The sequence below is a fragment of the Streptomyces finlayi genome (assembly GCF_014216315.1).
In the GTDB taxonomy this organism is placed as follows: Bacteria; Actinomycetota; Actinomycetes; order Streptomycetales; family Streptomycetaceae; genus Streptomyces; species Streptomyces finlayi_A.
The window spans coordinates 342,499-367,195 of record NZ_CP045702.1 but is presented as its reverse complement, the minus strand read 5'-3'; the positions used below and the strand labels follow the sequence as shown (position 1 = coordinate 367,195).

The window sequence follows — 24,697 nt, the reverse complement described above, 5'->3', positions numbered from 1 at the left end:
GGAGCGATCGATGCCGACCCCTGCTCTGCCGACCCCAACAGGTCTGCAGTTGCGCCCCTTTCAGGCTGTGCGCTACGACCCTGCCCAGGCAGGTGATCTGTCCAACGTGATCTGCCCGCCGTACGACGACATCGGACCCGCCCGTGCACGCTCCCTGCGCGTCCGGCCCCACGACATCGCCCGGCTGCTGCACGCCACCACCCCGCAGACCGCCGCGGGTCAGCTGGACCGCTGGCGACGGCGTGGCGTACTGGTCCGAGACACCCGACTCGCCATCTACGTCTACCAGCAGCAGCGCGGCGCCCGGCTCCTGCAACGAGGACTGATCGGTGAACTGCGTCTGGCACGAGGTACCACCAGCCCCGTGCTCCCTCACGAGGACGTACACCCTCATGTGGTCAGGCAGCGCGCCGGATCCATGACCGCTCTGCGCGCCCAGCTGGAACCCTTGCTGCTGACCACCTACCGGTCCACCGAATCGACGATGGCGCAGATCGTCGAGCACGTCACCCGACGTCCACCGGTTGCCGTCGCCCGTACCGGCGGACTCACCCACACGCTGTGGGCCTGCACTGCCCCGGACGAACAAATCCTCATCAGTGCCGGCTTGTCACGGTGCCGAGCCCTCATCGCCGATGGTCACCACCACCACCACGCCGCCTGCCTGCAGTTGAGCGAAGGGGGAAGGCCGAAGTCCGTGGCAGAGCAGCCTCGCCCTGCTGCATACGGTCACCGAGGACGCGGTGTGGGACCTGGCCGGGGCCGGGGTGCCGCTGCCTCGCAAATCGACCTCGTTCGGCCCCAAACCAGCCGCTGGGCTGGCCCTGCGCGCCATCGACGCACCGTGACCGGGCCACCCTCAACACCCCATCCCCGTAAGGAGCAGTCCCCGTTGTCCCTGTCCCGACTCGCAGACCGCCCTGCTGCCCCCGCCGGGCAGCCCGTCCCGAGCGCCCCCAGACCCGGCCGGGCAGCCATGCGACGAGCCCGCGCCCAGCGCGCGAAGAAGAATTCGCTACCGGCGCGCTATATCGGTTACGTCGGCTACTTCGTCGGCGCCGGACTCATCAGCGGAGCGGTGGTACACCACCCGCTGGACCCGGCCCGCTACACGCGGATCGCTGCCTACGGTGTCCTCGTCTTCCTCGCCGCCACCGTGCTCAACGAGATCTTCCTCGCACGTAACAAGCCCGGCCTGCCGAGGATGCTGCTGGTCATCGGCGCCTCACTGCTGCTCTCGTTCGGCATCGGCATGCTCAGCGGCGGCCTCCAGCACTTCGAGGACTTCCCGGCCCGCGGCGCCGTACTCGTACCCCTGGGGATCACCGTCTCCTTCGTCGCCTACGTGGTGAAGGACGCGGAGACCTCCTGGCGACGCATCTTCAGCCCGATGGGTCTGGCAGTCCTGCTGACCGCCCTGGTCAGCTTTGCCGGACTGCGCTACGTGGCCGACAGCATGGGCGAGCCGCCGGAGGGCGGCGGACACAGCCACGGAAGCGCGGAGGAAGCGGAAGAGGAACAACCGCACGAACCGAGCCCCACTGCCACTACATCTCAGCCCGAAAACTCTCCCACGGGCGGCGGTGCGGCCGACGAATCCGGCCACGACGGCGGCCACGCTCATTGACCACCGCGACTGGACGGGCACTGACATAAGGTCCAGAGTGAGGGCCGCTGTGGCGGCGATGGGCCACTTCCGCATTTTCTTCATTCTTCTTGTCCTGTGCGGGTCGGCACGGCATGCCCGCAGGGCGCGCTACGCCATGCGGTAAGGGAGGAGTGCGGGCCGTTCCGGGCCTTCCCGTGGAAGGCCCGGAACGGCATGGGCGCGGTGGAGGGGGATCAGAGCCGGTCGAGAATGCCCTGCATCTGCTGGACCTCGGCGGCCTGGTTCTTCACGACGTCGTCGGCGAGCTGCTTGGAGGCGGCATTGAGGCCGCTCTTCTGCTCATCCTTGGCCATCTTGATCGCACCGTTGTGGTGCTCGATCATCACCTGGTAACCGCCAGTCTCTAGGGAGACAGCGGTGCTGGTCAGGCAGCCGCGGAAGGGAAGCACTCATGGGTGAGGACTTGCCCGCCCGGAGAAGAAGCCCGCGGTCGACTGCGTACAGCCGCCTCGACCGGGGGAGTGCCGTGGCGCTGGCCGTCATGGCACTCGTCCTGGTCCATATCCCATTGTTCCCTGGCAGGCCCGGGCGGATGAGGAAGAGAGCCGAGAAGCGCCCTTGCTCGTCGAGCAGGCCATCGCCCTGATCGCCAACGACGCCGACGAGGAGCGGGTGGCCGAACGTATCGAAGACGCCCTGGAGGCCCCGGACAAGGAAGGCGTCGACCTTGGTCTCGTCCGTCAGGCCCTCGAAGTCGTCGAGGGGCCGGGGCCGGACGAGACCGCCCTCCGCGGGCGCGCGTGCTGCTGCTGGACGCGCTCGGCGGAAAGCTGCCCTCCGCCCCGCAGAGTGGCCGGTTCGCGACGGGCACCAAGACAGGCACGAGCACGGTGCCGGAGGAGTTCCGGCCCCCGCGTGGCATCGCCTACGCCGGGGACGCGGTTCTGTTCGCTTTGGGCCTGTTCGCGGTCGCGGCGGGGCTGTGGCTGGCGGTGTGGCTGCGTCCTCGGCACAGGATCCGTGAGCTCGAGCGCCGAGCCGCCCAGCAGAAGGGCAAGAGACCATGACCCCCGACCAGACATCACCGAGTGCCGGACCGGCTCACCGCAGCCGGCTCCACTGCGCGGTCGACGCCATCGACGAGCGCATGGGCATCAAGGCGCTGGCCTATCCGGTGCCGGAGCACGCGAACAACCTGGGGTGGAGCCTGGGTGGCATCACCGCGGTTGCGTTCGTGATTCTCCTGGTCACCGGGATCTATATCACGCAGTTCTACAACCCCATGCCGGAGGACGCCAACCAGTCGGTGCGCGACCTGGTGACCGGCGTCTGGCTGGGCGGCTTCGCCCGCGCCTTGCACTACTGGGCGGCGCAGGCGATGTTCGTTTTCGCCCTGCTGCACCTGCTGCGGGTCTTCTTCCATGCCTCGTACAAGAAGCCGCGGGCGGGCAACTGGGTCGTGGGCGCCGCGATGTTCCTGCTCGCCTTCCTCGCCGTGTTCACCGGCACCGTCCTGAAGTGGGACCAGGAGGGATATGAGGCGCTGATCCATAATCTGGACGTGGCTGAGCTGCTCGGCGGGGCCGGGATCTGGTTCACCTCGGAGCTGACCGACCGGGTGCCGATCCTGCTGCGGCTCTACAGCGCGCATGTGGTGATCATCCCTGGCCTGGTTTGTGTGGCACGCGCTGCTGGTCAAGCGGCACAAGATCTCAACCCATCCCGAGATCCCGGTGCCCGAGGTGGAGACGCCCGAGCCGTTCACCACGCACCTGAAGCGGGTGGCGGCCTTCGGCCTTGTCCTGCTGGGGGTGCTGTCCGTCCTCGGCGGGCTGGTGCCGCCCGTCGTCGGCCCGACACCGGTCGAGGGGATCGAGGTCACCCGCCCGCTGTGGATGTTCTGGTGGTTCTTTCCCATGGAGGAGTGGTTCGGAGTCGCGTCGATCGCGTATGTCATCGCGGGCGTGTTCGGACTGATCCTCCTCGTGCCGCTCCTCGACCGCAGCCCGAAGCGGCGATGGCGCGAGCGCAAGCTCGCCCTCGGCGCTGCTGTCGTGCTGCTGCTCGCTCTTGCCGCCATCACCGTCCAGGTGTGGATCGCCAATCCGAAGGGACACTGATGGACACCACTGCCGTGCGGCGCGCACGGCGCTGGTTCTGGGCGCTCACCGCCACAGCGATCCTCGCCGCGGGCAGGCTGTACTACGGGCTGCGGTCGGATCCCGGGCCCGCCACCGGAATCTTCGTCCTGGGCAGCTTCCTGATGCTGACCGCGTCGGTCGTCCAGGCGGCTCGGATCCTTGCCGCGCTCACCGCTCCGTCCCGGCTCCGGCTGTTGCCCAGGCGTGCGATTGGGGGACAATTGGCCGCAGGCTCTCAGAACCGGCGCGCCGCCCGCTGGCTGTCCCGGTCTCACCCGTCGAAGGAGGGGTGACCGTGCCTCATCACGCGGATCATCACGATTATGACGCGCCTCACTGCGAGGGTCCCGGTAGGGAGCGCAGTACTGCGGTTTTGGATGTGCGCGGCCTGGCGTGGGCGTCTCAGCAGAGCACCGTCGCCGCTGTGCTGGGCAGGCGGCCTGGCGTACTTCAGGTCGAGGTCAACCCGGTCGCGCAGTCGGCGACGGTGGTCTTCGATCCGCGGCGCACGTCGCTGGCCGAGCTGCGCCGCTGGGTTGAGGAATGCGGTTACCACTGCGCGGGCCAGTCGGTGCCGTCCCATGTCTGTGATCCGATGGCCGAGCCGGACCCTGCTGTCGAAGCCGCAGAGGACCGTCATGTGACTCATGAGGGCCATGCCGCGCGAGTGGCCGCTCCAACCGCGCCCGCGGGGCACCCCGAGCACGTCGAGCACGCGGCGGCCGAGGCTCCCGCCGAGGCCGAGGGGATGCCGACGCCGCACGAGCTGATGGGGCACGGCGGGCACGAGGCCATGTCGATGGCAGCGATGGTGGCCGACATGCGCAACCGCTTCCTGGTGGCGCTGCTGTTCTCGCTCCCCATCGTCATCTGGTCGCCGATCGGCGAGGACGTCTTCGGTCTGGACGCCCCGGTTCCCTTCGGGCTGCGCCAGGATGTCTGGGCGCTGCTGCTGAGCCTGCCGGTGATCTTCTACGCGTGCTCGATCTTCTTCGGCGGCGCGGTGCGGGCCTTGCGTGCCCGCACCCTGGACATGATGGTGCTGGTCGCGGTGGCCGTCGGCTCCGGCTGGTTGTACTCGCTGATCATCACGCTCACCGGGGGCGGCGACGTCTTCTACGAGGCGGCCACGGTGCTGGCCTCGTTCGTGCTGCTCGGCCACTGGTTCGAGATGCGGGCCCGGGGCGGCGCCAACGACGCGATCCGCACCATGCTCGACCTGGCCCCGCCCAAGGCCCTGGTCGTGCGGGGCGGGGAGCCGGTGGAGGTGCCCACCGCCGAGGTCGTGGTCGGCGATCTGCTGCTGGTCCGGCCCGGAGCCAAGATCGCCGTAGACGGGCTCGTGGAGGAGGGCGAGAGCGAGGTCGACGAGTCGATGGTCACCGGGGAGAGCCTGCCGGTCCACAAGGTCCCCTCCTCGCAGGTCGTCGGAGCGACCATCAACGCCAACGGCACGCTCCGCGTGCGCGCCACCAAGGTCGGCTCCGACACCGCCCTGGCACAGATCGTCAAACTCGTCCAGGAAGCACAGAACTCCAAGGCCCCGGGCCAGCGGCTGGCCGACCGGGCCGCGTTCTGGCTGGTCTTCGTCGCCCTGATCGGCGGCGCCGCGACGCTGGCCGTCTGGCTGCTGGCCACCGACCGCTCGCTGGGCACCGCGATGCTGTTCGCCATCACCGTCGTCGTCATCACCTGCCCGGACGCCCTGGGTTTGGCCACCCCTACGGCCATCATGGTCGGCACGGGACTGGGCGCCCGGCGCGGGGTGCTGTTCAAGAACGCCGTCGCCCTGGAGGCATCGGCGGGGATCCAGACCGTGGTCATGGACAAGACCGGCACCCTGACCAAGGGCGAGCCGGAGGTGACCGACCTGATCACCGCCCCGGGAACGGACGAGGACCAGTTGCTGCGGCTGGTCGCGGCGCTGGAGCGTGAGTCCGAGCACCCGTTGGCCGAAGCCGTCGTCCGGTACGCCGAGAGCCGGGCCGTGGCGGCAGTGAGCGCGTGGCACTTCGAGAACGTCCCCGGCCACGGTGCGACCGCGGTCGTCGACGGCCACCGGGTCGCGGTCGGCAACCGCAGACTTGCGATGCGCGAAGGCGTTGACCTCGGCGAACTGGCCGCCCAGCGCGAGGCGCTGGCCGCCACCGGCCGTACCGTCGTCATCGCCACCGTCGACGGACAGGCGGCGGCCCTGATCGGCATCGCCGACGCGCCCCGGGAGACCTCGGCCGCCGCGGTGGCCGAACTGCACGCCCTCGGCGTCGAAGTGGTCATGCTCACCGGCGACAACCAGGCCACCGCCGAGCGGATCGCGGACCGTCTGGGCATCGACACAGTCATCGCCGAGGTCCTGCCCGGGGACAAGGCGGCCAAGGTGGCCGAGCTGCAGCGGGACGGCCGGAAGGTGGCCATGGTCGGCGACGGCGTAAACGACGCACCCGCCCTCGCCCAGGCCGACCTCGGCATCGCCATCGGGGCCGGCACCGACGTGGCCATCGAGACCGCCGACCTCGTCCTGATGCGCTCCGACCCACTGGATGTTGCCTCGGCGCTGCGCATCGGCCGCGGCACCCTGCGCAAGATGCGGCAGAATCTTGGCTGGGCCATCGGCTACAACGCCATCGCGCTGCCGATTGCCGCGGGCGTCTTTGAGCCCGCCTCCGGCCTGGTGCTGCGGCCGGAGATCGCCGCGCTGTCCATGTCCGGGTCCAGCATCATCGTCGCCGTCAACGCCCTCGCCCTCAAACGCCTCCGCCTTCCCGGCACGACACCGCCTCCCGCCGATCAACCCCCCAGCGCCCCAGCCGCCCTCGCCACCAGCGAGAGCGCCGGGTTGAACGCCCGCCGCCGTGCCGCCTGATCTCCAGGGCTACGCGGCCATGGACGGCCTGCCGCGGTTTGGGAGGCACCCCGTTCCCCGGTCGGGTGATGTTCACGAGTATTGACAGCACTGCGGTTCTTGCCACCTTCCGTGCCCGGCTGGTGTGTCGTCTCCGGGTCCGCTATGTGACGCAATTGATCTATATGTGAGATGAGTTGAAGTCTCCGGGGCTGCTTGGCACACTCCGTCCGCTACGTCCTTGATCACATCCGGCCTACCGGGCCGGGGACCCTCTCGGAGGAGAACCTCAATGCAGCGCACTACGGCATCCGGCGGCGCGGTCGGACGCAGACTGGCCCATGCCACGGCGGTCCTCGCGGCGGCCCTGGCCCTGGTGGCGACGGTCGGTCCGCTCGCGGGCACGGCCTCTGCCCACGCGGCCGACTCGGGATCGCTCACCTTCAGCGGCGACCCGGGCGAGAAGATATCCGGTGGGCAGTCGCAGCAGTTCACGACCGATGCGGGCGATGCCTTCGACGTCTCTGGCGCCAGGGACGAGAACAGCGTCTTCGTCCAGGTCCTCACCCCCGACGGCAACCGCTGGGCTCTGAACATGGCGGCCCCTGACGGCGAGAAGCTCACCAGCGGCACCACCTACACCGGGGCGCTGCGGTGGCCCTACGCCGGGTCCACGGACTCGGAACTGAACTTCAGCGGAACCGACCGCGACTGCGCGAGCAGCAGTACCGGCTCCTTTACCATCTCGAACATCAGCTTCGGCCCGTACGGTTCGGTACGCGCGCTCGACGCGACCTTCGAACAGTACTGCGACGGCTCCGGGCTGGCCCTGCGCGGCGAGGTCCACTCCGTCATGCCCGAGCCGCCGGCCGCGCTCGCCCTCGGCCTCGCCCTCGACCCGCAGGGCACTGTGCCCGCACCTGGCGGCCAGCCCACCGTCGGTGGAACGGTGACGTGCAATAAGCCGGCGCAGGTCACCGTCGACGGCCGCCTTACTCAGGCTCAGAAGCGCGTGACCGCGAGCAACTGGTTCAAGACCACGGTCGAGTGCACCCCAGGCGCTCCGGTCCACTGGACCGCGACCCCCGCAGACTCGCAGGACGCCCTTCCCTTCCAGTCCGGCTCCGCGGGCTTGTCGGCGACGGCGACGGCAGACGACCGCGACTACGGAGTCACGGTGACGACCAACCAGTCCACGGTGATAGACCTCACCAGGGCATGACACCCCTCTCGACTCACTTGCTTTGACTCACTGTGTCGGACGGCTGGGACGGTGCCACCCGTGCCCATCGAGAGCCCGCCCACGATTCCCGCCGGGAGCCTGCCGTCTTCGGCCCAGCGCTCACTGCGATCTTCACGGTGGCGGGGGCCTGGCACTCGGCTTGGCAATGTTGGCTGGTGCGGGTGGCGGGCCGGTCGGAGTCGCGCAGCGCCCGGGGAGGCACAGCATTCGCCGCACCAGCCGTTCCCGCCGCCGCGCACCGGTCTCCGGAGGCCTCCCCCAGGAGGCCGTGCGCAGTGGTGTGCCAGCTGGGCGGGTGTCGGTCCTCGATTTCGTAGCGGATCTCCTTTCCGCTGGCTTCGTCGATCGCTGCATCGGTACGCCGATGGCCATGCTCAGTGGATGCGAGACACGCAAGTCTTCCGCGCCCACATCACGGGCGGGATGGGATTCGGGGAGGGGCTGGCGGAGATCATTCACGGAATGTGCACACTCCCTTCGGGGCCCTCGCTGCTCGAAGCGAGGGGCCCCGGACTCGTGCTGGTTCGTTCACCCTGGCGTAATTCTTCAGCCCTGTGCGTCATGTCATTGCCGGTGGCGGCCCCCGACTCTCTGTCAGGCTGCCTGAGCACCGTTGATGCACCAGACAGCCAGGGAGCGCGAGCGTCGATGCAGGAACGAACGGAGAAGCAGGGGGCCACGTCCGAGGAGCCGCGTGGTCGGCAGGCCCCGGGGCGGTACCGCTCACGCGCCCTGCCGTGTGCGCTGGTCACCGCCCTGCTTGCTGCGTCCGGCTGCTCGCTGCCGGACACCTATGTGCCGCCCCGCAAGAACGCCGCCGACGGGTTCACCTTCTACGTGAGTCCCGACGGCGACGACGACGACGACGGTCTCTCCCCGGAGCGGGCCTGGCGGACGCTGCGCAAGGCGGACGCGGTGACCTACAGACCGGGTGACCGTCTCCGGCTACGAGCGGGTGCCCGCTACCGCGGCTCCCTCTCGCTCGACGAGGACGAGGCGGGCAGAGCGAAGAAACCGGTGGTGGTCGACTCGTACGGCGGCGGCCGCGCGACGATCGAGACAGCCGGAACGCCAGGCATCTCCGTCTACAACACGGCGGGAGTGGAGATCCGGGACCTCGAACTGGTCGGAGACGACCGCTCGTTCACCCGTAGCGCCGGGGTCCGGTTCTTCAGTAACCTCGCGGACGACCGGAAACTGTCGCACGTGGTCCTCTCCGGCCTCGACATCTCGCACTTCCGCAACGGTGTCACACTCGCCGGCGCCAACCGAGGAACCGGCTTCCGCGACGTGCGCATCAGCGACACCGCCGTCCACGGCAACAAGGACGCGGGTATCTCCTCCGTGGGGCCCGCGTTCGACGCGGACGACCCCCTGTACGCCCACGAGAAAGTCTCGCTGGCCCGGGTGAAGGCGTACGAGAACGACGGCGATCCGAAGTCGGCCGACCGGAACACCGGTAGCGGCATCATGCTGGGCAGCGTCCGCGACGCCAAGGTCCGGCGCTCGTCGGCGCATCACAACGGCCGGAAGTCGTCGAGCCGGGCGGAGGAAGGGCCAGAGGGGATCTGGGCCTACGACTCCACCCGCGTGGTCATCGAGCACAACGTCTCGTACGCCAACCGGTCGGGCTCTCATGTGGACGGTGGCGGCTTCGGCCTCGACAACAACGTCTCCTCGTCGGTCCTCCAGTACAACTTCGCCTTCGGGAACGACGGACCGGGCTATCTCCTCTACACCCGCGACCGGAACGGCGCGCACCGGGACAACGTCGTGCGCTTCAACCTGAGCCACGACGACTCCCGGAAGCACCCTCAGTACGGCGGGATCGTCGCGTACGGCGGCCTCGTCAGGGACCTGGATATCTACCACAACACCGTGGTGATGAAGGCATCGAGCCGCGCATCGGAGGACGCGCCCGCCCTGCGCCTGGAGACGGGACTGACGAGCGCCAGGATCCGGAACAACATCTTCGTGACGGACGGCGCTCCGCTCGTGCTATCGACCAAGGCCTTCGCGTCGGACGACGTGATCCTGCAGGGCAACGACTACTTCAGCACGGACACCTGGAAGGTGCGGTGGGGCGCCCAGAGCCATCTGACGCTCAACTCCTGGCGTTCCGCCGACGGTCAGGAGCAGGACGAATCCGGCCCCACGGGCTCGGCAGCCGATCCGTGTCTGGAGAGCACGACGGCCCCCGTCAGAAGTGTGAAGGGGGCCGCTCTGATGGTGCCTGGCTGCACGGACGAACTGACCGCGGCGGCGCTGAATCTCCAGAAGCTGGGTGTCGATCCCGGAGCCGTCGACTACTTCGGTGAGCGCCTCGCCCCGACAGCCGCCGCCGGTGCGGCTCAGCCCAGTTCGGAGGAGTAGGCCACGGCCACGGGGGCGGTCGCCTGCTGGTTGGGCAGGGCAGGCGGCGCCGGCCTTCCGAGCGCGCGCACGGTCCACCCCGCGGAGCGCCAGAGCGGGGCGTCCAGTGCGTTGCGGGCGTCGAGGATCCGCGGTTCGGAAGCGGCGGCAGCGAGCACCGCGGGGTCGATCCGGCGGAATTCGGCCCACTCCGTGAGGTGCAGGACGAGTTCGGCGCCCTCGCACGCCTTCGCCACGTCGTGGACATACTCGATCTGTGGCAGTACGGACCGGGCGTTCTCGATGCCCTGCGGGTCGTACAGTCTGACGGCCGCGCCCTCGCGGTGGACCGCGGCGGCCACGGCGAGTGCGGGTGAGTCCCTTACGTCGTCGCTGTCCGGCTTGAAGGTGGCGCCGAGCACGGCGATACGGCGGCCCGCGAAGTCCCCGCCGACCATGTTCCGCGCGATGCCGACCGTGCGGTGCCGCTGACGCCCGTTGATCTCGTCGACCTCGCGCAGGAACGCCACGGAGTCGCCGACACCGAGTTCCCCGGCGCGCGCCATGAACGCCCGGATGTCCTTGGGCAGACAACCGCCGCCGAATCCGAGGCCCGCGGAGAGGAAGGCGCGTCCGATCCGAGGGTCGTGGCCGAGGGCCTCCGACAGGGTGGACACGTCCGCGCCGACCGCGTCGCACACCTCGGCCATCGCGTTGATGAACGAGATCTTGGTGGCGAGGAAGGAGTTCGCCGCCACCTTGACCAGCTCGGCGGTCGTCGGGTCAGTGCTGATGTAGTGAACACCGGCCTGCAGCATGGGCGCGTACACCTCCCGCAGGACAGCGTCGGCACGCGGTGACGAGACGCCTGCCACGATCCGTTCGGGCCGCAGCGTGTCCTCGACGGCATGGCCCTCGCGGAGGAACTCGGGGTTCCAGGCGACCTCGGCGTCCGCGCCCTCGGGAGCGAGCGCTTCGAGGCGTACATCGAGCCGGGACGTCGTGCCGGCGGGCACCGTCGACTTGCCCACGATGAGGCACGGCCGTCGCAGGTGAGGCGCCAGCTCATCGACGACGGCATCGACGTACCGCAGATCCGCAGCGTGGGAACCCTCCTTCTGCGGGGTGCCGACGCAGATGAAGTGGACATCCCCGAACTCGGCGGCCTCGCGCAGCGAGGTGGTGAACCGGAGGCGGCCGGAGCCGACACCCTGGGCGAGGGTCTCCTGGAGCCCTGGTTCGTAGAAGGGGGTCCTGCCCTCGCCGAGCATCGCGACCCGGTGGGCATCCACGTCGACGCCGAGCACCTCGTGTCCGATGTCCGCCATGCACGCGGCATGCACCGCACCCAGGTAGCCCGTTCCGATCACGGTCAGCCGCATCTTGTTCTTCTCCTGATCCGAGGTTCAGTTCCCATAGCCGGACGGGTTGATCTGCTGGAAGCGCCACGCGTCTTCGACCATGGCGGTCAGGTCCCGTGTGGTGGCCCAGCCCCAGGCCCGTGCCACTGCGGTGGGGTCGGCGACGAGCTCGGCCACGTCACCGGGCCGACGGCCGGTGATTTCGTAGGGAATCGGCGCTCCGCAGACATCCGCGAAAGCTGCCAGCAGCTGGCGTACGGAGGTTCCCCGGCCTGTACCGAGGTTGAGGACCCGCATGCCGCGCTCGTCGTCGAGGTGGTCCAGGGCGACGCGATGTCCCTCAGCGACGTCCATCACGTGGATGTAGTCGCGAACCCCTGTGCCGTCCGGAGTGGGGTAGTCGTCGCCGAAGATCTTCAGTCGGCCGAGTCGGCCGGCCGCGACCTGCGCGATGTACGGCATGACGTTGTCGGGAACACCGTGGGGTACTTCGCCCAGCAGTCCTGAGGGGTGGGCGCCGACCGGGTTGAAGTACCGCAGCGCCAGCACCGAGAGCTCCGGGAGCCGGCGGCAGACGTCCGACAGGACCTGCTCGCACAGCCACTTCGAGGTGGCGTACGGGTTGGTGGGGCGGGCCGGGTCGCTCTCGGTCAGCGGAACCTTGGTGGCATCGCCGTAGATCGAGCACGAGGACGAGAAGACCAGACGGCGCACGCCGTGGTCGTGCATCGCGCGCAGCAGCGCGGTCGTCCCGCCGACATTCGTGTCGTAGTAGTCGACCGGCTGTTCCACGGACTCGCCCACCGCCTTCTTGGCGGCGAAGTGGATGACGGCGTCGAAGGAATGGGCCTCGAACACCTTGCCGAGCGCTCGCCGGTCGAGCAGGTCGGCCTCGTACACGGCGGCCGGCGGGCGGCCGGCGACCTTGGCGATGCGTTCCACGGCTTCGGGTGAGCTGTTGGAGTAGTTGTCGACCAGCACGATCTCCTGGCCGTGCTCGAGAAGCTCGACACACGTGTGGCTGCCGATGAAGCCGGCGGCGCCGGTCACGAGGACAGTGGAGGAACCGGGCATGGGGCACCTTTCTGGTTCGCGGTTTTGGGCGAGTGGACGAGCCGAGTCACCAGCCCAGGACACCGGCGAGGTAGGCCGGGTACAGGAATGCGGCCAGGGTCAGGGGAAGCAGTGCGAGGGTGCCCGCGAGCAGGGCCGGCCACGCGGTGACGAGAGCTCGGTGGGTGCGAACTTCGGCTCCCCGGGCGGCCTCGACGACATGCAGGGCGGACACGGCGAAGGTGACCACGACGTAGGACAGTGAGCCCAGGATGCACAGGAAGACGTAGCCCGCTGCGGGGCCGGTGAGTTCGCCGACCACCGCAGCCGACGAGAGCGCGCAGCTGATGAGCACGTAGGGGACGATCAGGCGCAGGGGCAGTGGCTCGAGTCCGTTGCGGGACTTGGGGGTGACCTTGAAGACGACGGGCCGTGGACGGAGCCGCTGGAACAGTGCAGCGCCGATGCCCCAGACGACGAAGGGCCAACGGGCCAGTACGAAGAGCCAGTTCTCCCAGCTCAGCACGGGGGCATCACGCGGGCGCAGCAGGCCACAGCGGCGCACCATCAGGGTGAGGAGGATCAGCCACACAGACATGGCCCAGAAGTGGCCCAGGAAGGAGAAGTAGTTGACGTTGATCCAGGGCAGGCCGGTGACGGCGGCGACAGGGGGGAGCGCGATGCCCACGGCGGTCGCTGTCGCGAGTAGGGGGTAGTACAGGGCGATGAGCCCGAACCGCAGGCGCAGGCGACGACTCATCCGGCCCAGATGCTTCGGGAGCATGCCGAAGAGGAGGACGGCGAGACTGCGCGACCACTGGAACTCCTGGGTGGCCATGGCCGCGAACGTGATCGGCCCCTCGCCGTGCGCCTCGGCGTCGATGGCGAACGCGCCGTGCCAGCCGGCGGAGTTCAGAAGGAAGGTGGTGGAGAAGTCCTCGGCGAGCTCGGGGCCAAGACCGCCGATGTCCCGCAGGGCTTGGGTGCGTACGGCGTAGTGGGAGCCGATACACAGGGGGCCGTAACCCTCGGAGTGCCCGAGCTGGAAAGCACCGTGGAACACCGCCTCACGGTAGAGCCTGCCGCGCGCCGACCAGGAAGCCTCGGCGTTGGAGTCGCAGATGCTCGGTGCGGCGACGTAGCCGATCGCCGGGTCGGCGAAGGGCCGCACGACCTCGACGAGGTAGTCGGGGTGCGGGACGTGGTCGCAGTCCAGCTGGGCGACGACGTCGTAGTCCTCGTAACCCCAGTGGTCGTAGAAGTGGGCGAGGTTGCCTTCCTTGCACCGGGTCCGGCGCGGCCAGGAGGCCCGGTGATACTCGGTGACACCGCGCCGGCAGGAGAGCCCGACCCCGCTCTCCCGGCACCAGTCCAAGATCTCCTGCGTCGGTTCCTCGTCGCAGAGCCAGACGTCGTAGGCGTAAGGGAACGTCTGATCCAGCATTGCGCGCAGTGTGGCCCGGGCCATGTCCCAGTGCTCGGAGGGCGCACGGGTCACCACGAAGGCGGTCCGTACCCGAGGTACCGCGATCGCCGGGTTGAAGCGCCGCATCCGGGCGCACACGAAGACGAAGTGGAAGGGCAGCACCGTGAGGTAGACCAGCAGGGCACTGTTGACGATCAGACCCACCCAGCCGACCCGGTGCCCGGGCTGGAGCCACCAGACCCAGAACCAGACGAGCCCGGCGAGCCACCCGGCGCTGAGCAGCATCACCTTGACCCGGTCGGCGCGGGAGAACTGGGCGACGAAGCTGTCGGCTCGTGTGGGGGCCGTACGGGGAGGAGTCCCGAACACGGGCCCGTCGGGGGAGATACCCACGACGTTGCCGGCGGAGAGCGTGTGGAGCTCGTCGGCCGGCGCGTCCGGCGGGGTAAGGGTGATCGTGTCGGAGTTGAGAGCGGGGCCAGGTGCGGCCTGCGTCATGGGTGTGCTCCAGGAGGAAGGTCGCCGGTGTTGTGCGGCCCTGCGTGAAGGCGTGCCCGTCCACCGGTGGATCGGCACGCCTTCTCGCAGGGCAGACACCGAGTGGGAAGCCGGCGGGGGGTCACGGAACCGGGACGGTGTCCTGCTGCCCGCCGCGGATCGCTGCCGCTGCCAACGCGATGTCCTGAGGTCGGCTGCCGAACCAGTCGACGGTCCTGCGCAGCCCTTGCCGGACGTCCACCTCGGGGTCCCAGCCGAGCAGTTCCGCTGCCCGAGTGATCACCGGTCGCCGACGGGTGGGGTCGTCCGTCGGGAGCGGGTGGTAGTGGATGTCCGATGTCGAGCCGGTGAGTTCGAGGACGAGCTCCGCGAGTTCGAGCACCGTCCGCTCCTCCGGATTGCCGAGATTGACCGGCCCGGTGACGGACGAGTCCAGCATGGCGACAATTCCGCGGATCAGATCGTCGACATAGCAGAAGCTACGTGTTTGCTTGCCGTCGCCGTAAATCGTGAGCGGTTCGCCGCTGAGCGCCTGGGTGATGAAACTGGATACGACACGTCCGTCGTGCGGTCGCATGCGTGGGCCGTAGGTGTTGAAGATGCGGACGATCCCCACGTCGACACCGCGGCTCCGGTGATAGGCCATGGTGACCGCTTCGGCATACCGCTTGGCCTCGTCGTACACGCTGCGCGGCCCGACGGGGTTGACGTTCCCCCAGTACTCCTCGTCCTGTGGATGCACCAGGGGGTCGCCGTAGACCTCGCTGGTCGAGGCGAGCAGGAAACGCGCGTTGTTCTGCTCCGCCAGCCGCAGCATGTTCTCGCTGCCGCGGCTGCCCACGGCGAGCGTCTGGAGGGGCTGGCGCAGGTAGTCGGGTGGCGAGGCGGGGCTCGCGAGATGGGCGACGGCGTCAAGGGGGCCGTGTACCTGCACGGCCTCGCTCACGTCGGCGAGAATGAATTCGAAGGCATGGAACTCGCACAGATGTGCGATGTTCTCGGGTTTTCCCGTGGCGAAGTTGTCGAGGCAGACGACGGCGTCCCCGCGCCGCAGCAATGCCTCACACAGATGTGAGCCCAGAAATCCCCCGCCGCCGGTCACGGCAACGCGCATGGTTTTTCTCCAGGAGGGGACGGAAAGCGGAAAGCGATTCTTCGATTCCGTAGGAAAATAGTATGGGCGTACAGGAATACTGCCCGGAATCCCCTCCGGGGAATGCGCTGTTCGGCCGCAATGCGCGAAGACGTCCGTCGTGACTGTCCGCACAGCAAAGCCGGATGTGTCGCGGGATCGCATCGCGAGCGGCGGCCGGGGCGCCGTGCGAACCCTTCACTCATGCGTGTGACCGGCCATCGCGCGCGTCGCCGGTCACGGCGCGGGCGACCCGACCGTTGGAACGTGTGAGGCGCGGTCGGAAGGATCAGCAGTTCCTGAAGTGGGCGACGGCCCGTTGCACGTCGAGGCCGATCGCCTACTCATGGCCTCACGGAACAGTCTCATCCCCCCGTCGGAGGCTGCCCCTCACATCCGCGCCGTGACTGCAGAAGCGTCGGGCCGCCGTCTGGGGAAGACGTTCCGCCGAGGCCAAGAAGGCCGCCCTGGAGACGGCAAACTGTGGGGGCGCGGCCACGGACACCAGGCGGTGGTGCTGGCGGTCGGCCACGCCTTCGATGTGCTCGGACTCGAGCGGATCACCGCGGAGGTCTTCGCCGACAACCCGCGTTCCGTGCGCCTGCTCGAAGGTACCGGTTTCGTGCGGGAGGGCGTGATGCGCGAGAGCATCCACCGCGACGGGCGGCGCGTCGACGAGCTGGTGTACGGACTGCTGCGGCGCGAGTGGAGCAAGGGGCACAAGTGACGAGAACAGTGGTGGTGCGCACCGAGCCGGTGCGCGCGGAGACGGCGCCGGCCGGGGCGCCGGAGTCGGAGGAAGCCACCCGCCGCCTCGACGCGGCCCTCAGCCGGCTCACTGCGCGGCCGACGAGCGAGACTGACCAGGGCCTTCTCGGTACGCCTCGCAGGTCTCGCGAAGCCCGCCACAATCCTTCATGGTGGTTGTACGGGGTCTGACCCGCATGGTGCGCCAGGTTGCGGGGCGTAAAGGTAACGGCTGGGACGAGGGGAGCCACGCCCGATGTCATCGCCACGGATCATTACCGCTCACAGCGTGCACCCCCTCGGGTCGCCGGTCAGCTCGCACACCGAGATCGCCCCGGGCAAGGCGCTGGTCGACCACGAGTACACCCCGCATGCTGCGCGCCCCCGAGGGCTGGCGCTTCGAGCCCATCGCGTGCGACCTGCCGCACTACGCGCACTTTCTGCACTGCGCGCCGTTCGGCGGCTCGCTCCACCGCGCCACCCTCGACATCCGCCGCCGTGCGCACGTTCCCCCGGCCGGCCCGCACGGCCGCCCCCGCTCCCCGGGGCCGGGATGAACAAGCGCTGACAGACATGGCATGCCGCACCACAGACCGTATGGATGTGCCGGATATTCGAGAGCGACGAGACGAGACTTCCTCACCTTCGCCGTTGCGCGGAGCCACGTCGCGTGTCATGAGGCCCGCCGCCCGGGGAGGCTTCGCACCCGCTGTGAGAAGGGAGCGTGAGAATGTCCCGTCCTGTGACCGTCGGTGTGGACGGGTCGCCCGAGGCCGTCGCGGCGGCCGGATGGGCCGCGGGGGAGGCGGTGCTACGCGGAGTGAACCTGCGTATCGTCTACGCAGATGAATGGCAGGGGCCGACGACCGCACAGTACGGCGGCCCCGAAGCACGGAGCCGCTGGGCCGAAGAGCTGCTGGCCGAGGCCGCGGGAGCGGTGCGGCGCGAGCACCCTTCTCTGGAGATCGAGACCCGTCATCGGTCAGGGCAGCCCTCCGAAATCCTGGCCACCGAGGCGTCCGAGGCCGGTCTCCTCATCCTCGGCTCCCGCGGACTGGGCGGGGTGAGGGGTTTCCTCTTCGGGTCGGTCGGCATGGCGACGGTCAGCGTCACGGAGCGAGCGGTCGTGCTCGTACGGGCACCGGGGCGGCCGGACGGGGCTGTCCCGGCCGGCCCTGCGCGCGACGTGGTCGTCGGTGTGGACATCGACCAGCTCTTCGCTCCGCTTCTCGACTTCGCCTTCCAGGAGGCCGTACTCCGTGGCGACCGCGTCCTGGTCCTTCACGGGTGGTCGATCAGTCCCGTGGTCCGCGACGCCTCGGCGCTCGTCGCAGCCGAGCGGGAAATGGGCCCCGACATCGCGCGGCGCCTTACGGAGGCCCTGAGGCCATGGCGGCGGGAGTTCCCTTCCGCGGAGGTCGTCGAGCGATCGCCCATCGGCGGCCCGGCTCGGCTACTCCTGCATGCCGCGGACAACGCGGACCTCGTGGTGGTCGGCCGACGTGTACGCAAAGGCACTCTGGGCGCACACATCGGATCCGTCACCCATGCCCTGATTCACCACTGCCCGGCGCCCATCGCTGTCATCGCCCATGATTGACGCCTTCGCCGCCCGGACCATGCCGTCGTCGAAGTCCGCCGCGCGCACCCCGACGGCATCCAGCGTGCTCCCGAGGCTGATGGGCCTGTTCAGGCCGCTCTCTCGTGCGTCAGACGTCCGTCGTGGCGATAAGGATTCTTGACCCATGAACATCGTGGTCGCGGTATCGAGTGCCCTGATGGCCGCCGTATGTTTCGGTATCGGGTCAGTGCTGCAGCACGAAGCGGCGCGGCAGGCATCGATGCGGAAGTCGATGAGGCTGCGGCTCCTCCTCGACCTGGTCCGCCGGCCCCGATGGCTGGCGGGGCTGGGGCTTTCCATCCTCTCCTTCGCCTTCCTCGGGCTCGCGCTCGCTTTTGGTCCCCTGGTCCTGGTCCTGCCCCTCGCGGCAACCGATCTCCTCTTCGCGCTGCCGTTCCTGGCCCTGCGACGCGGGGAGCAGCTGACCCGTTGGGAGAAGACCGGAATGGTCTGCACGGCGGGAGGCGTGGCGGTGTTCCTGATGGTACTGCCGCTCTCTGATGGGGCTACGGTTCCCGGGGTCCGTGACTGGGTGCCTGCGTTCGCGGCGGTCGTCGGTGCCGTGGCCCTGCTGGCGCCCCTGGGAGCATGGCGCCTTGGGTGGATACGGACGGCGGCGTACGCCGTCTGCGCGGCACTGATGCTTGCGCTTCTCGACGGCTTGGCCAAAAGCACGGCCAGCCGGATCCGGACCGACGGCCTCGACGTGATCCTCCACTGGGAGCCGTATGCGCTGATGGCCGTCGGAGTGACGGGTCTCGTCCTGTCGCAGAGCGCTTTCCAGGCCGGCTCTCTGGCCGTCAGTCTGCCCATCATCGACACCATGGAGCCGATCGGCGCCGTCGCGATCGGCATCGTCGTCTTCGGCGAACAGCTCGCGCTCACCGGCTGGGCACTGACAGCGCAGGTGCTCGGAGCGGCGGCGGCCGTGACAGGCATCGTGTTGCTGGGACGGTCACCGCTGGCCGCGGAATGACAGTCCTTGCCGCAGTGGCACGGCCCAGCCCGGCGTCCCGGGCTACGCGTGTGGCGCAAGGGACGGTCCCATCAGCCGAGCCGCCCGCCGGAGCGGCACACCCTGACCATCTGCGACACAGCCCGGCCACCTCAGGGCGGCACGCCCGAACGGATGACACGGTGGCGTCATGGAAGGATTCGCGTTCGACCTCGCACTCATCGCCTCGCTGATCGTGCTCAACGTGCTCTTCGCCGGCAGCGAGATCGCGCTCATCTCCCTGCGGAAAGGCCGGCTGCGCCGCCTGCGGCGTAGCAAGGGAGCGGGCAAGGCGCGGCTGACGCCTCCACTGGCCGGCAGTTCCATACACCCCCGCCTAGCGGCGCGGCGAGGGCTGGACCGACCTCGCTCATCCGGGCATCGTCCACCAGACCCGCTGCAGGGGCATGCGGCGGACCGGCCCCGCACAGGGGCCAAACGGCTCACTCCGCACTGGCCGAGGTCACGCGGATCCCAGACAGTGCCTACCGTTGAGCAAGCACGAGATCGGAACGTCATAGTGCGGGCAGGTGGATCATGAGCGAGGCCGGGATCGACTACCAGGCGGTCTTCCAGGCACTTCCGAGTGCGGTGGCGCTGCTGACGCGCGATCTGGTGTACGCGGATGCCAACAAGGCGTTCTTGTCGATGTCGGGTCGGACCCGCGAGCAGGTGATCGGCCGCTACCTGTTCGACGTCTTCCCCGACAACCCCAACGACGCCGCCGCGACGGGGATGCGCTACCTGTACGCCTCGCTGCGGCGGGTCGCGGACAGCGGGGAGCCCGACACCATGGCTCTGCAGCGCTACGACGTGGAGCTTCCGGACCGGCCGGGAGTGTGGGAGGAGCGGTACTGGAGCCCGGTCAACGTCCCCGTTCCGGCCCCCGACGGCACCGTGGCGCTGCTGCTGCACCGGGTCGAGGAGGTCACCGAACTCATCCGAGCCCGCGGCGGCGGACCGGACGGGGACCGCGCGCGGGTCCTGGAAGCCGATTTGTACACCCGGGCCCGGGAACTGCAGGAGGTCAACGAGCGCCTGCGCCAGGCCCACGCCCGGGAGCGCGAGGTCGCCATCCACCTGCAGGAGGCGATGCTGCCCGCGCCCCGCCCGCTCGGCCACCACCGGGCCGCGGTGCGCTACCGGCCCGCGGTGGGAGCCCTGAACGTGTGCGGCGACTGGTACGACCTGGTCGACATGCCCGGCCACGGCCGTACCGCCGTGGCCGTGGGTGACGTCGTCGGCCACGGTCTCCGCGCGGCGGGCGTCATGGGCCAACTGCGCAGCGCGCTGTCCGCCGCCTCCCGGGTCGCCGACGGTCCCGCCCAGGCCCTGGAAGTCGTCGGCCTGTACGCACGCTCCGTCAACGGCGCCGAATCCACCACCGCCGCCTCGGTCTTCATCGACTGGAACGCCCGCACCCTCACCTACAGCAGCGCCGGCCATCCCCCGCCCGTGCTGCGGCACCCCGACGGCACGGTCACCTTCCTCGACCAGGCCACCGATCCTCCGCTCGGCGCGCGGCCCGAACACGTCGCCCGCCCGCAGGCCCACACCGCCTTCGTCGCGGGCTCCGTCCTCGTCCTGTACACCGACGGGCTGATCGAGCGCCGCCGCGAGGACATCGACACCGGACTCGCCCGGCTCGCCGCATCGATCACCCGTCACGGCGCCGCGGACCCGGACACGGTCGCCGACAGACTGCTGACCGACCTCATCCCCCCGGTCGGCCTCACCGACGACACCGCCCTGATCGTCATCCGCCTGTGAGCCTCAGGGGCATTCCTCGCCTCGAGACTGGTCCCGGCCGCCATGGTCGGCGACGTACGCCGCGAAGGCCCGCTCGGCACTCCCGTGCGTCCTTCACCAGCGCGCTCGGACCGCCGTGCCGCTTCAGGTGCCACAGCGGGTGGAACACCTTCCGGGGAATGAACAGCTCCATCACCTTTGCCCACTTCGGCGGGGTGCCGATGTCGATCGTCCTCGACCTTGTCCTGGTCGAGGAACTCGCCGTCCGCGACGAACGCCGCTTCCGTCAGGGCCTGCGGCTCTCCAACTGCCGCACCACGAGTCCCTGCCGCCATCCGGGGTAGCGGTGAGAACTCGGGCGAAGTCGCTGGCAGGACGCTCCGGACGCGTCCGGGAACGGCTGAGGTTCAGCCCTTGCCCAGGGCGCTTGTTCTTGGAAGCAATCCGCTGGCCCGTCGGAGTGGTGCATCCGTAGGATCACGTCATGACTGCCGATACATCGCTCACCCGAGAGTCGTTCAGGCGCCTCCAGCCGATCAGCACGCCCAGACCCGTGTCCCAGTTGCCGGATCGCGTCTGGACTGACGAGGACTGGGACCGGATCCGGCTCGGGTATCGAGCCCGGGACATGGATGAGAAGTGGCAGGTCTTCGTCGAAGGCGATGTCGTTTTCATGCACCGGAGTTGGACCGGTCGCGGCGTCTATGAGGCGTCCTTTGCCCCCGTGACCGGTGGTGGGAGGAGGATCACCTCTGCCGTGGTGGAGGCCGATGGGGAGCGCTATCGGAGCATCGGCGACGAGTACGACCGTCTGATGATGGAACTGATCATCAGCGCGATCGTCCTCGGTGAGCCGGCCGCCGACCTCCGGGCCGGACTTGTGGAGCTGACTGCCCGGGCTCGGGGAACGAGCGGTCTTTCCTCGGGCGTGGTGCAACACAGTGCCCTGGGACTGCGTTCTGGATCGTGAGCGCTGGAGCCGGGCGAGTGCTGTCACGGCCTCGGGCCATGTGACTGGATCACGCGCTGCAAGCACAAGGCCTTCTCCATGCGTGAAGAGCTGGTCGCGTTCCGATCGCTGTACGCCTGGACTGAGCCCGCCTTCTGGAGATCCTTTGCGGGACAGATCGAGCGACCGATGATGTTGCGCAGCACGTAAGCCGTGGTCCCGTCCCAGAGGCCGGCGCCGGGACCGCCGCCCCCAGGGCCCGGCCTTCCGCGCCGTCCTCAGCGGTGCACGAATCAGGTGGTACGCGGTGCTGTGCCCGGGCACCGCCCGGGCATCAACTGCCCCCGGCGGCCATGGATTCGAAGGTCTCCCGCATGAGCCGGTCGATGGTGCCGGGCCGTTCGTGCAGGGAGTCGAAGAGGTCGGCGAGCAGCCACAGCACGAAGCTGTGCACCAGGGCTTCCTTCGGTGGGATCTGTCCGAACTGGTCGCGCCACGCCACCGTGTCCATGCCCATCGCTGCGGCCATGAGGACACCGGTGGCCATCGGAACCTCCGCCGGGTCGGCCATCTCGAAGGTGGGGAGCCTGCGGATCACAGCGGGGATCAGATCGCTGAGCGGATCAAGACGATCCTCTCTGCCGGCCTGCTCGGAGATCAGGTAACCGGTCAGCACACCCACCAGGAAGACCGTGCCCCGGGACACCTCCTGACGCCCGCAGGCATCCATCGCGGCCGTGACCCGCAGTTGCGCCTGCTCGCGCTCCTCAGCGGGAGTGCGCTTCTCCAGTACTTGGTAGGAGTCCCACGCCGCACGGATTGCCTCATCGACGACTACGCCTTCATTGGTCATGATCCGACCGTAGTGAGACGACGAGCCGCAGGGAAATGCCGTGAGGTGACAAGGTCGCTTCAGTCCCGCCCAGGCGTGCCGACTGCTCGGCCTGCCCGGCTCCCGGCGGCATCCAGATGGTCGCCGCCGACCGCTGCCAGGAAGGGCCGGGGTGCGGGTCAGGGGATGTCGTCGGGCGTGAGATCGGGGCGTAGCCGGTGCCAGGAGGGCTGGCGTAGGCGTCCTGCCCGGGTGCGGGTCGCGTAGCGGACTTCGCCGACGATGCGTGGCAGCACCCAGCGGGCTCCGGCCACCGGTGGGACCTCGGTGAACGGGCAGTGGTCGATCGTGGCGGTGTGGAGGAGCTCGGCCAGTGTTGCGCGTTCGGTGTCGCTCCAGCCGGTGCCGACGCTCCCTGCGTACCGCAGTCCGTGCTCGCCGTGCTCGCCGTGCTCGCCGACGAGCAGGGCACCGGGCAGGCCGGTGAGTCGGCCGCGCCCGGGTACCCATCCACCGACGATGACGTCCAGGGTCCGGACGTGACGGATCTTGATCCACGCACGGGAGCGCGCCCCTGGTTCGTAGATCGACTTGAGGCGCTTGGCGACGAGTCCTTCCAGACCGGCGGTCTTCGTCATGTCCAGGGCCTGGGTCCCGTGGCCTGTGACGAACGCGGGTGTCGACCAGTGCGAGCCTGTGAGTCCGAGCCCTTCGAGTACCTCTCGGCGCTCGGAGTAGGGCAGCTTCGTGATGGTCCTCGCATCGAGGAAGACGATGTCGAAGAGGACGAGGTGGGCTGGTACCCGCTGTGCCATGCGGGCCGCTTTGGCGGGTGATCCGGTCAACCCCATCCGGGACTGCAGCAGCTCGAAGTCGCTGCGCCCCTGGTTGTCGAAGGCGACGATCTCACCGTCCAGGACGGCGGGTCGGTCGAGTGCGGAGCCTAGGGCCGCGAGTTCCGGGTAGGCGGCGGTGATCTCTGCCCCGGAGCGTGCTCGCAGGGACACGTTCCCGTTGCCGGGCAGGTAGATCATGGCTCGCTGGCCGTCCTGCTTGACCTCGAACCCGAACTTCTCCTGGAGTGCCGGGGGCGGGAGGGCGCCTGGTGTGGCGAGCATCGGGGCGATCCGGGGGAGTGCCGCGACTGGGTCAGGAGGCACTGCGCTTCTTCGCCGCCGTCTTCCTGCCCGCGGTCTTCTTCGCGGTCCCGGACGTGGTCTTCCTCGCAGCCGTCTTCGGAGGAGTGCCCTTCTTCGTGGGCGCCTTCTTCTTGCTGGGCCGCATCGCGTGGACCGTCGCGTCCCCGCTCTCTCCCGCGTCCTCGCCGCGGGATTCCTTCGCCGCGGCCACGGAGGCGTTGAGGGCTGCCATCAGGTCCACGACCTGCCCGGACTTCGCTTCCTCCCCCTCGGCCGGCTCGGGCAGGGTCTTGCCCTCCGACTTCGCCTCGATCAGCTCCTCCAGTGCATCGCGGTACGCGTCCCGGAAGCCGCTGATGTCGTCCACCGTCATGGAGTCGGCGAGCAGGACGGCCTGCTCGATCTCCTTCTCGGCCAGGTCCACCTGCTTCGGCGCGAGCGATTCAGGGCTGCGGACCTCGTCCGGCCACTTCATGCTGTGCAGGACGATCGCACCCTCCCTCACGCGCAGGAGCCCGAGGCGCTCGCGGTTGTGCCAGGCGAACTTGGCTACCGCGACCTTTTCGGAACGCTCCAGCGCCTTCCGCAGAAGGGTGTAGGGCTTGGCGGCGACCTGTCCGTCGATCGCGAGGTAGTAGGAGTCGCTGATCCTGACAGGATCGATGGTGTCGGCATCGACGAACGCCACGATCTCGATGGCCTTGGCAGTCGGCAGGGGCATCTGGTCGAGCTCCTCGTCGGTCACCGAAACCATCTGGTCCTTGGAGATCTCGTAGCCCTTGCCGATCTCCTCCTGCGGTACGACCTCGTCGTCGACCTGGCAGACCTTCCGGGTACGGACACGGCCCATGTCCTCCAGATGTACCTGGCGGAAGCGGATCCCATGGTCCTCCGTCGCGGAGACGACCTTGATCGGGATGGTGACCAGCCCGAAGCTGATCGCACCGGTCCACAGGGGCCTCGGCATGTCTACCTCCAGGCCCCCCTGGTGGTGTGCGTCGGAAGAGGA

The 24,697-nt window shown here is 69.0% G+C and carries 22 protein-coding genes and 1 pseudogene; 15 read left to right on the top strand and 8 right to left on the bottom strand.

Annotation, left to right across the window (positions count from 1 at the left end; translation table 11 throughout):
* Positions 1–10 precede the first annotated feature (10 nt).
* Positions 11–1,627, top strand: a complete 1,617-nt coding sequence (locus F0344_RS35350) for a DUF1015 domain-containing protein (RefSeq protein ID WP_258049590.1) — start codon at positions 11–13, stop codon at positions 1,625–1,627.
* A gap of 215 nt (positions 1,628–1,842) precedes the next feature.
* On the opposite strand, the gene F0344_RS01830 is transcribed toward F0344_RS35350, so the two are convergent.
* Complete coding sequence (locus F0344_RS01830; protein ID WP_185297090.1) at positions 1,843–1,992, bottom strand: DUF305 domain-containing protein; 150 nt, start codon at positions 1,990–1,992, stop codon at positions 1,843–1,845.
* A gap of 417 nt (positions 1,993–2,409) precedes the next feature.
* On the opposite strand from F0344_RS01830, the gene F0344_RS01825 reads away from it, so the two are divergent.
* The 7 genes and pseudogenes from F0344_RS01825 (at position 2,410) to F0344_RS01805 (ending at position 10,208) form a co-directional block, all read left to right on the top strand.
* Entirely contained in the window at positions 2,410–2,676 is a 267-nt protein-coding gene (locus F0344_RS01825; protein ID WP_185297089.1) for a hypothetical protein, read from the top strand.
* Positions 2,673–3,233, top strand: a pseudogene (locus tag F0344_RS36695) (cytochrome b N-terminal domain-containing protein); the annotation flags it as partial. The gene F0344_RS01825 and the pseudogene F0344_RS36695, both read left to right, overlap by 4 nt.
* A 52-nt stretch (positions 3,234–3,285) precedes the next feature.
* Positions 3,286–3,729, top strand: a complete 444-nt coding sequence (locus F0344_RS35340; protein WP_258049588.1) for a hypothetical protein — start codon at positions 3,286–3,288, stop codon at positions 3,727–3,729.
* Positions 3,729–4,043 (top strand): hypothetical protein, encoded by a 315-nt coding sequence (locus tag F0344_RS35335; RefSeq protein ID WP_258049586.1) that lies wholly within the window; start codon positions 3,729–3,731, stop codon positions 4,041–4,043. The genes F0344_RS35340 and F0344_RS35335 overlap by 1 nt, the downstream gene beginning before the upstream one ends.
* Complete coding sequence (locus F0344_RS01815) at positions 4,040–6,613, top strand: heavy metal translocating P-type ATPase (RefSeq protein ID WP_308460883.1); 2,574 nt, start codon at positions 4,040–4,042, stop codon at positions 6,611–6,613. The genes F0344_RS35335 and F0344_RS01815 overlap by 4 nt, the downstream gene beginning before the upstream one ends.
* A gap of 271 nt (positions 6,614–6,884) precedes the next feature.
* On the top strand, positions 6,885–7,814 hold the full coding sequence (locus F0344_RS01810; RefSeq protein WP_185297086.1) for a hypothetical protein: 930 nt from the start codon (positions 6,885–6,887) through the stop codon (positions 7,812–7,814).
* Positions 7,815–8,483: 669 nt separating this feature from the next.
* Positions 8,484–10,208, top strand: a complete 1,725-nt coding sequence (locus tag F0344_RS01805; protein WP_258049583.1) for a right-handed parallel beta-helix repeat-containing protein — start codon at positions 8,484–8,486, stop codon at positions 10,206–10,208.
* Here the strand turns inward: F0344_RS01805 and F0344_RS01800 are convergent.
* The 4 genes from F0344_RS01800 to F0344_RS01785 all read right to left on the bottom strand — a co-directional run bounded on the left by F0344_RS01800 (position 10,187) and on the right by F0344_RS01785 (position 15,639).
* A complete protein-coding gene (locus F0344_RS01800; RefSeq protein WP_185297085.1) occupies positions 10,187–11,569 on the bottom strand; it encodes a UDP-glucose dehydrogenase family protein in 1,383 nt (460 codons plus the stop codon). The genes F0344_RS01805 and F0344_RS01800 overlap by 22 nt on opposite strands.
* Before the next feature lie 24 nt (positions 11,570–11,593).
* On the bottom strand, positions 11,594–12,622 hold the full coding sequence (gene galE / locus F0344_RS01795; RefSeq protein ID WP_185297084.1) for a UDP-glucose 4-epimerase GalE: 1,029 nt from the start codon (positions 12,620–12,622) through the stop codon (positions 11,594–11,596).
* A gap of 46 nt (positions 12,623–12,668) precedes the next feature.
* Complete coding sequence (locus tag F0344_RS01790; RefSeq protein WP_185297083.1) at positions 12,669–14,525, bottom strand: glycosyltransferase family 2 protein; 1,857 nt, start codon at positions 14,523–14,525, stop codon at positions 12,669–12,671.
* 121 nt (positions 14,526–14,646) lie between these two features.
* On the bottom strand, positions 14,647–15,639 hold the full coding sequence (locus F0344_RS01785; RefSeq protein WP_185297082.1) for a UDP-glucuronic acid decarboxylase family protein: 993 nt from the start codon (positions 15,637–15,639) through the stop codon (positions 14,647–14,649).
* Positions 15,640–16,060: 421 nt separating this feature from the next.
* Between F0344_RS01785 and F0344_RS01780 the strand changes: the two genes are divergently transcribed.
* From F0344_RS01780 to F0344_RS01750, 7 genes are all read left to right on the top strand, one after another.
* Entirely contained in the window at positions 16,061–16,384 is a 324-nt protein-coding gene (locus F0344_RS01780) for a GNAT family N-acetyltransferase (RefSeq protein WP_185297081.1), read from the top strand.
* Between the two features lie 391 nt (positions 16,385–16,775).
* Positions 16,776–16,961: a hypothetical protein gene (locus F0344_RS01775; RefSeq protein ID WP_374940049.1), complete on the top strand. Its 186-nt coding sequence runs from the start codon at positions 16,776–16,778 to the stop codon at positions 16,959–16,961.
* A 173-nt stretch (positions 16,962–17,134) separates the two neighbouring features.
* Positions 17,135–18,004 (top strand): universal stress protein, encoded by an 870-nt coding sequence (locus tag F0344_RS01770; protein WP_185297080.1) that lies wholly within the window; start codon positions 17,135–17,137, stop codon positions 18,002–18,004.
* Between the two features lie 145 nt (positions 18,005–18,149).
* Positions 18,150–19,001 carry a DMT family transporter gene (locus F0344_RS01765; protein ID WP_185297079.1) on the top strand — a complete coding sequence of 284 codons (852 nt, stop codon included), beginning with the start codon at positions 18,150–18,152 and terminating at the stop codon, positions 18,999–19,001.
* 555 nt (positions 19,002–19,556) lie between these two features.
* Positions 19,557–20,789, top strand: coding sequence for a PP2C family protein-serine/threonine phosphatase (locus F0344_RS01760; RefSeq protein ID WP_185297078.1), 1,233 nt, complete (start codon positions 19,557–19,559; stop codon positions 20,787–20,789).
* 158 nt (positions 20,790–20,947) lie between these two features.
* Positions 20,948–21,112, top strand: a complete 165-nt coding sequence (locus F0344_RS01755) for a hypothetical protein (protein WP_185297077.1) — start codon at positions 20,948–20,950, stop codon at positions 21,110–21,112.
* A 140-nt stretch (positions 21,113–21,252) separates the two neighbouring features.
* Positions 21,253–21,738 (top strand): hypothetical protein, encoded by a 486-nt coding sequence (locus F0344_RS01750; RefSeq protein ID WP_185297076.1) that lies wholly within the window; start codon positions 21,253–21,255, stop codon positions 21,736–21,738.
* Positions 21,739–22,051: 313 nt separating this feature from the next.
* Here the strand turns inward: F0344_RS01750 and F0344_RS01745 are convergent, their stop codons facing one another.
* The 3 genes from F0344_RS01745 to ku form a co-directional block, all read right to left on the bottom strand.
* Entirely contained in the window at positions 22,052–22,570 is a 519-nt protein-coding gene (locus F0344_RS01745; protein ID WP_185297075.1) for a hypothetical protein, read from the bottom strand.
* Positions 22,571–22,728: 158 nt separating this feature from the next.
* Positions 22,729–23,667, bottom strand: coding sequence for an ATP-dependent DNA ligase (locus F0344_RS01740; RefSeq protein WP_185302464.1), 939 nt, complete (start codon positions 23,665–23,667; stop codon positions 22,729–22,731).
* Between the two features lie 31 nt (positions 23,668–23,698).
* A complete protein-coding gene (gene ku / locus F0344_RS01735; protein ID WP_185297074.1) occupies positions 23,699–24,655 on the bottom strand; it encodes a non-homologous end joining protein Ku in 957 nt (318 codons plus the stop codon).
* Between the last annotated feature and the right edge of the window lie 42 nt (positions 24,656–24,697).

Coding starts and splice junctions, on each gene's coding strand:
- F0344_RS01775 (WP_374940049.1), top strand. CDS start 16,776: ATGCTGCGCGCCCCCGAGGGCTGGCGCTTCGAGCCCATCGCGTGCGAC.
- F0344_RS01785 (WP_185297082.1), bottom strand. CDS start 15,639: ATGCGCGTTGCCGTGACCGGCGGCGGGGGATTTCTGGGCTCACATCTG.
- F0344_RS01770 (WP_185297080.1), top strand. CDS start 17,135: ATGTCCCGTCCTGTGACCGTCGGTGTGGACGGGTCGCCCGAGGCCGTC.
- ku (WP_185297074.1), bottom strand. CDS start 24,655: ATGCCGAGGCCCCTGTGGACCGGTGCGATCAGCTTCGGGCTGGTCACC.
- F0344_RS01765 (WP_185297079.1), top strand. CDS start 18,150: ATGAACATCGTGGTCGCGGTATCGAGTGCCCTGATGGCCGCCGTATGT.
- F0344_RS01790 (WP_185297083.1), bottom strand. CDS start 14,525: ATGACGCAGGCCGCACCTGGCCCCGCTCTCAACTCCGACACGATCACC.
- F0344_RS01830 (WP_185297090.1), bottom strand. CDS start 1,992: ATGATCGAGCACCACAACGGTGCGATCAAGATGGCCAAGGATGAGCAG.
- F0344_RS01740 (WP_185302464.1), bottom strand. CDS start 23,667: ATGCTCGCCACACCAGGCGCCCTCCCGCCCCCGGCACTCCAGGAGAAG.
- F0344_RS01800 (WP_185297085.1), bottom strand. CDS start 11,569: ATGCGGCTGACCGTGATCGGAACGGGCTACCTGGGTGCGGTGCATGCC.
- F0344_RS01745 (WP_185297075.1), bottom strand. CDS start 22,570: ATGACCAATGAAGGCGTAGTCGTCGATGAGGCAATCCGTGCGGCGTGG.
- F0344_RS01750 (WP_185297076.1), top strand. CDS start 21,253: ATGACTGCCGATACATCGCTCACCCGAGAGTCGTTCAGGCGCCTCCAG.
- F0344_RS01760 (WP_185297078.1), top strand. CDS start 19,557: ATGAGCGAGGCCGGGATCGACTACCAGGCGGTCTTCCAGGCACTTCCG.
- F0344_RS01805 (WP_258049583.1), top strand. CDS start 8,484: ATGCAGGAACGAACGGAGAAGCAGGGGGCCACGTCCGAGGAGCCGCGT.
- F0344_RS01810 (WP_185297086.1), top strand. CDS start 6,885: ATGCAGCGCACTACGGCATCCGGCGGCGCGGTCGGACGCAGACTGGCC.
- F0344_RS35350 (WP_258049590.1), top strand. CDS start 11: ATGCCGACCCCTGCTCTGCCGACCCCAACAGGTCTGCAGTTGCGCCCC.
- F0344_RS01755 (WP_185297077.1), top strand. CDS start 20,948: ATGAACAGCTCCATCACCTTTGCCCACTTCGGCGGGGTGCCGATGTCG.
- F0344_RS35335 (WP_258049586.1), top strand. CDS start 3,729: ATGGACACCACTGCCGTGCGGCGCGCACGGCGCTGGTTCTGGGCGCTC.
- galE (WP_185297084.1), bottom strand. CDS start 12,622: ATGCCCGGTTCCTCCACTGTCCTCGTGACCGGCGCCGCCGGCTTCATC.